Genomic DNA, 6,577 nt, shown 5'->3' with positions numbered 1-6,577 from the left:
GGTGCAGGAGCAGGAACGTGTGTTCCGCCCGTCCAACGCGCGGCGCATTGTGCTGGCAACCAACGTGGCTGAGACCTCGCTCACGGTGCCGGGTATCCGCTACGTGGTCGATACGGGGCTGGCACGCGTCAAGCGCTATTCGTATCGCAACAAGGTCGAGCAGTTACAGATCGAGCCGGTGTCGCAGGCTGCCGCCAACCAGCGCGCGGGCCGTTGCGGCCGGGTGGCCGATGGTGTGTGCATTCGCCTGTACGAAGAGTCGGATTTCATCGCGCGGCCGCGTTTTACCGATCCGGAAATCCTGCGCTCCTCCCTGGCGGCGGTGATTCTGCGCATGAAGGCGCTGCGGCTGACCGACGTCGAACAATTCCCGTTCATCGAGCCGCCGCTGGGCCGTGCGATTGCCGATGGCTACCAGCTCTTGCAGGAACTGGGTGCCGTCGACGACGAGAACGCGCTGACCCCTCTGGGCAAGCAGGTGGCGCGGCTGCCGCTGGACCCGCGCGTGGCACGGATGATCCTGGCGGGGCGTGACCACCAGTGCCTGCGCGAGATGCTCATCATTGCGAGTGCCTTGTCGGTACAAGACCCGCGTGAGCGTCCACAGGAACTACAGCAGCAGGCTGATCAGGCGCACCGGTTATTTGCTGACGAAAAGTCAGAGTTTCTCGGCTGGGTGAAGCTGTGGAAGTGGTTTGAAGAGGCCGTCGCGCACAAGAAGTCGAACAAGCAGTTGCAGGACCAGTGCCGATCGCACTTCCTCTCGCACGTGCGGCTGCGCGAATGGCGCGATGTGCACTCCCAATTGCACACGACGGTGGCGGAGCAGGGCTGGAAGCTCAACGAATCCGATCCGACCTACGAGCAACTGCATCTGGCACTGCTGACGGGGTTGCTCGGCAATATCGGCGTGCGCATTGAAGAGGCCGACGGCAAGGGCCGCGAATACCTCGGGGCGCGCGGTATCAAGTTCTTCCTGTGGCCGGGCTCGGTCATCGCGCGCAAGGCTGGCAAGTGGGTCGTGGGCGGCGAACTGATCGAGACCAGCCGCCTGTTCGGCCGCACGCTCGCGCGTATCGAGCCGGAATGGGTGGAGAAGGTCGGCGCGCACCTGCTGAAGGTGTCGTGGAGCGACCCGCATTGGGAAAAGAAGGCAGGCCAGGTGATGGCCTTCGAGCGCGGCACGCTATATGGCCTGCCGGTCTACCAGCAGCGTCGCGTGCATTTCGGGCCGATGCAGCCGAAGGAGGCGCGCGAGATGTTCATTCGCCGTGCGCTGGTCGACGGCGAGTTCGAAACACGCCTGCCGTTCTTCACGCACAACCAGCGCCTGGTGCGGGAGATCGAGAACCTTGAACACAAGTCTCGTCGGCAAGACGTGCTGGTGGACGACGAGCTGATCTACGCGTTCTACGACAGCCAGATTCCCGCCGACATCCATAACACCGTCGCGTTCGAGCGCTGGTATGCGGACGCTGCCAACGCAAGTGAAAAAAGCGGCCAGAAGCTGCTGTACCTGAATCGCGATGACCTGATGCGGCACGAGGCGGCAGGCATCACGACTGACCTGTTCCCCAAGACGCTGCCGATTGCCGGTATCGACATGGGTGTGACCTACCACTTCGAGCCCGGCAGCCCGCGCGATGGTGTGACGCTGACGGTGCCGCTGTATGCGCTCAATCAGGTGCCCGCGCAGCGTGCCGAATGGCTGGTGCCCGGCATGCTCAAGGAGAAGGTGCATCTGCTGCTCAAGAGCCTGCCGCAGAAGCTGCGTCGCCATTGCGTGCCGCTGCCGGATTACGCCGCCGGTTTTGTTTCCCGCGTGAAGCTGGGCGACGGCGACCTGCTCGACCGCCTGATCGCCGACGTGCGTGAGGAGACCGGCATCGCGCTCAAGCGCGCCGACTTCAAGCTCGAAACGCTGCCCGCGCATCACTTCATGAACTTCAAGGTGATCGACGAGCACGGTCGCCAGCTCGACATGGGCCGCAATCTGGCCCAGTTGCGCGCAGAGCTGGGCGGACGGGCGCAGCAGACGTTCCAGTCGATCGCCGCCCAGGATGCGGCCGTGGCGGGCGCGCAGGCGGAGAACGCCAGGCCCGGTAAGGCAGGCAAATCAGAAGCGCCGGCGAATGCTGCGCTGTATTCCGGCCTGACCACGTGGAACTTCGGCGCGTTGCCGGAGTTGCTTGAAGTCCGCAAGGGTAACCAGACACTGTTCGGCTATCCAGCACTCGTGGATGCTGGCGACCACTGCGATGTGGAGGTCTTTGATGATCCCGCAGAGGCGGCACGCATCCACCGCCTGGGCCTACGCCGGTTGTTTGCGATCCAGTTGCGCGAGCCGTTGAAGTATCTGGAAAAGAACATCCCGGGCTTGTCGCAGATGGCAATCCAGTTCATGAACCTTGGCACGCAGGATGAATTGCGTGACCAGATCCTGGATGCCACGCTGGAGCGCGCCTGCCTGCAGGACCCCCTGCCCACCGACGACACAAGCTTTGGCGCCCGCAAGGACGAAAGCCGTGCCCGCCTGACGCTGTTGGCGCAGGAGATCGCCCGCTTGGTCGGCGCCATTCTGACTGAATACGCGCAACTGCCGCGCAAGCTGCAGATTGCCAAGCCGTTTGCCGCCGCCACTGCGGACATCGACGCGCAACTGAAAACGCTGATGCACAAGCGCTTCATCGAGGCGACGCCCTATGCGCAGTTGACGCACTTCCCACGTTACCTGAAGGGCATCGCTCTGCGCATCGACAAGCTCAAGGCGGACCCGATGCGCGACACGCAGCGCATGCAGGAGATGGCACCGCTGATCCAGCAATACCAGCGTGCGGAAAAGGCATTGCGCGTACAGGGGCAGGGCGGCAACGACCCCCGTATGGAGGAGTTCCGCTGGATGCTGGAGGAGTTGCGCATCGCCTTGTTTGCGCAGGAGTTGCGTACACCGGTACCGATGTCGGTCAAACGGCTGCAGAAAGTGTGGGAATCAATGCAACGGTAGCCCGCCATGCTTTGCTGGGCGCCGGGAAAGTTCCCACTTTCTTTTTTTGATTTGTGTCAGCGACGCCATAACAGCGGGCGTTAAAATGGCTGGCTAAGTTGCTGAATCTTCTCGCTATGTCTGCCTTGCGCGCCTCGTTTGCCTTCCGTTGGTTTTCCACGCTCGTTCTGTCGGCCGCTGCCCTGATGGCAGCGCATGCGGCGCGTGCAGAAGTCGTCACTGTGCTCAACTCGGGCGACGCCAGCGTCTCACTGATCGACAAGGACACCCGCAAGGTGCTGGAGACCTTCCCGATTGGCAAGGAGCCGCACCACCTGATTGCTACGCCTGACGAAAAATCGCTGATTGTTGCCAATGCAGTCGGCAACGATCTGGTGTTCCTGGACCCCGTCACCGGCAAGATTCAGCAGCGTGTGCCGCGCATTGATGACCCATACCAGATCGGCTTCTCGCCTGACCAGAAGTGGTTCCTGACCACGGGCAACCGCCTGGACCGCGTTGATATCTACCGCTGGGATGGCCACGCGCTCACTATCGCCAAGCAAATTCCGGCGGCCAAGACGCCCAGCCACATCGCCTTTACGGCAGATAGCAAGATTGCCTTCATTACGTTGCAGGACTCCAACGAGGTGATGGCCATCGATCTGCCTACGCAGACCGTCATGTGGCGCATGACCATCGGCTCCGCCCCCGCCGGTGTGTGGGTCACGACAGATCAGAAATACCTGCTGGTGGGTATGACCGGCGCCGATTACGTTGAGGTGATCGACTGGCGTAACCGCACCAGCGTCAAACGCATCCAGACTGGCAAGGGCGCTCACAACTTCCGTGCGCTGGGTGACAAGCGTCACCTGTTCCTGTCGAACCGCGTGTCCGGCACGATCAGCATCATCGACCAACAGACGCTCACCAAGGTGGGCGACATCACTGGCCTGCCGCCTGGCCCGGATGACATGGAATTGACCGCCGACGGCAAGCAGCTCTGGGTGACCTGCCGCTGGGCCAAGCGTGTGGCGATCGTCGATGTAGCGAGCCGCAAGGTGGTGGAAGAGATCAAGGTCGGGCGCTCGCCGCACGGCATCTACTTCCGCACGCGCGCTCCGCTCATCTAACGCGTGGCGACCATGAAAACGGGCCTGTCGATGTTTCGCACGGTGGCCGCTACAGCGGCCCTGGGGCTGTGTGCGCTGGCTGCGGCGGCGCCCAGTGGCGTGAATGCCGGCGCCTGCAAGGGCACCGTCTACCTGACGTTCGACACGGGCAGCATGAGCCAGGCCCAGTTGATTGCCGATACGCTGCGCCGTCACCGCATCCACGCCACATTTTTCCTCGCCAACGAAAAGACGATCCACGGCGACAGCACGCTGGACGACAGCTGGGCACCGTACTGGAAATCGCTGGCTGCCGATGGTCACGCTTTCGGCACGCACACCTTCGATCACGTCTACTACAAGGGTGAGGCTGGCGGCGGCAAAGTCCGCTTCCGCCCGCAGTTTGGTGAGCAAGGCGGTCGCAACGTCGTCTGGGATGAGCCCGAATTCTGTGCAGAGCTGAAGCGCAGCGCTGAACGCTTCAAGGCCATGACCGGCCAGCCGATGGACCCGCTGTGGCGGGCGCCGGGCGGGCATCTGTCGGCCACCACCGAAGGCTGGGCCAAGCAGTGCGGCTTTGCCCATGTGGCTTGGGCGCCTGCCGGTTTTCTCGGCGATGAGTTGCCGTCCGAGCGCTATCCGAATGCCATGCTGCTCGACAAGGCGTTGACCAACCTGCGCGATGGCGACATCGCGATGGCGCACCTGGGCATCTGGTCGCGCAAGGACCCGTGGGCACCCGCCGACCTGGAGCCGCTGATTGCCGGCCTGGAGCGCAAGGGTTTCTGCTTTGCCACGCTGCGCGATCATCCGCAGTACAAGGCCTGGTTTGCCGCTCACCCAGCGGCCCGCTGATTTGCTTCGCCATGTTTGACTGGATTTCCGACACCTTCACGCAAGCCCAGGATGTGTTGTTTCAGCACATCGTGATGCCGCTCACCTATGCGATTGGCCTGGGTGGCTATGTTGAAGATGCGTACCCCGGCACTGAATGGCTGTTGATGGGGCTGGTGCAGATCGCCGTACTGCTGCTGGTATTGCGCCCGCTGGAGCGCTGGCGCCCGGTGGAGCCGATGCACGATCGCAAGGCCGTGCGCGCAGACATTTTCTATACGCTGTTTCATCGGCTCGGCTTCTTCCCGCTGCTGATGTTCTTCACCCTGCAACCGCTCATCGATGACCTGGATGGCAAGCTGCGTTTCTGGGGCTGGGCGCACCTGAACGTGGAGGACTGGTGGCCGGGCGTCACATCGGTCGCCATCGTCAGCTTTCTGATCTATCTGGTGCTGTTCGACCTGCTCGACTACTGGTACCACCGCCTGTCGCACAAGTTCCACTGGTGGTGGAGCCTGCATGCGCTGCACCACAGCCAGCAGCAAATGACAATCTGGTCGGATGATCGCAACCACATCCTCGACGATGTGCTGCGCGGTGCAGTGTTTGCCGTTGCGGCGCTGGTCATTGGGGTGGAACCCTCGCAGTACGTGCTGCTGGTTGCCGTCTCGCAGTTGCTGCAAAGCCTGCAGCACGCCAATGTGCGGTTGCACTTCGGCTGGCTGGGTGAGCGGTTGCTGATCTCGCCACGCTTCCACCGGCTGCACCACGCCATCGGCCTCGGGCACGAGGTACCGGGCAAGCCGGGCGTGCTGGGTGGCTGCAACTTCGGCGTGCTGTTCCCATGGTGGGACATGCTGTTCGGCACCGCGATCTTCTCGCCGGACTATCACGCCACCGGCATCCGCGATCAACTGCCCGCGCCGCAAGGCCACTCGCGCGACTACGGGCGCGGTGTACTGCGCCAGCAATGGCTGGGCTTCAAGCGTCTGATCGGCCGCGCCTGAGGGACATTCAGCATGGTCTGAGACGGCGCCGGCAGCATGTCGGCCCGCTGTGCTAGGCTGTCCGCTCCCTGATTTTCCGACTCCCGCATGAACGACCTGATTCGCTCGTTTGGCCGCGCGCTGCTTTCGCAACTGCATCCGCGCATGTTGTTCCTGACCGTGCTGCCGTTTGTTGTTGCCCTGGTGGTGTGGGGCGCCGTCCTGTACTTCGGCTGGGATGCGATGAACGGCATGGCGCGGGATGCCGTGGAAAGCTGGACGTTCATGGGCTGGATCAAGAGCGGCTTAGGTGCCATCGGCATGTCGGGTTTGTGGTCGGCCATCGCGCCGCTGCTGGTCATCACGTTGCTGGTGCCGGTGATCGTCGTGTCGATCCTCGTGTTTGTGAGCGTGACAGCGGTGCCGCCGGTCATGCGTTTCCTGGATCGCAGCTACCCGCAACTCGAGCGCCGCAAGGGCGGTTCGGTGGCGGGCAGCGTGATGCATGCTCTGCTGTGCACACTGGTGTTCATTCTGGTGGCGATCGTCACGCTGCCGTTGTGGCTGATCCCGCCGTTCTTCGCGCTGATTCCGCCGCTGCTGTGGGGCTGGCTGACCTACCGCCTGATGACCTACGACGCGCTGGCCGACCACGCCACGCC

General features: G+C 63.0%; 5 protein-coding genes. All 5 read left to right on the top strand.

Annotation, left to right across the window (positions count from 1 at the left end):
- A partial coding sequence (gene hrpA, locus JHD73_RS25745; RefSeq protein ID WP_199033001.1) for an ATP-dependent RNA helicase HrpA occupies positions 1–3,004 on the top strand: 3,004 nt, incomplete at its 5' end.
- Positions 3,005–3,120: 116 nt separating this feature from the next.
- Positions 3,121–4,116: a cytochrome D1 domain-containing protein gene (locus JHD73_RS25740; protein WP_199033000.1), complete on the top strand. Its 996-nt coding sequence runs from the start codon at positions 3,121–3,123 to the stop codon at positions 4,114–4,116.
- Positions 4,117–4,128: 12 nt separating this feature from the next.
- Positions 4,129–4,950 (top strand): polysaccharide deacetylase family protein, encoded by an 822-nt coding sequence (locus JHD73_RS25735; protein WP_199032999.1) that lies wholly within the window; start codon positions 4,129–4,131, stop codon positions 4,948–4,950.
- Positions 4,951–4,961: 11 nt separating this feature from the next.
- Positions 4,962–5,936 carry a sterol desaturase family protein gene (locus tag JHD73_RS25730; RefSeq protein ID WP_199032998.1) on the top strand — a complete coding sequence of 325 codons (975 nt, stop codon included), beginning with the start codon at positions 4,962–4,964 and terminating at the stop codon, positions 5,934–5,936.
- 87 nt (positions 5,937–6,023) lie between these two features.
- Positions 6,024–6,577: EI24 domain-containing protein (locus JHD73_RS25725; protein ID WP_199032997.1), on the top strand; the 554-nt coding region annotated here is incomplete at its 3' end.

It is taken from the genome of Ralstonia sp. ASV6 (assembly GCF_016429285.1).
Lineage (GTDB): Bacteria > Pseudomonadota > Gammaproteobacteria > Burkholderiales > Burkholderiaceae > Ralstonia > Ralstonia flaminis.
This window is presented reverse-complemented; position numbering and strand designations above follow the sequence as displayed.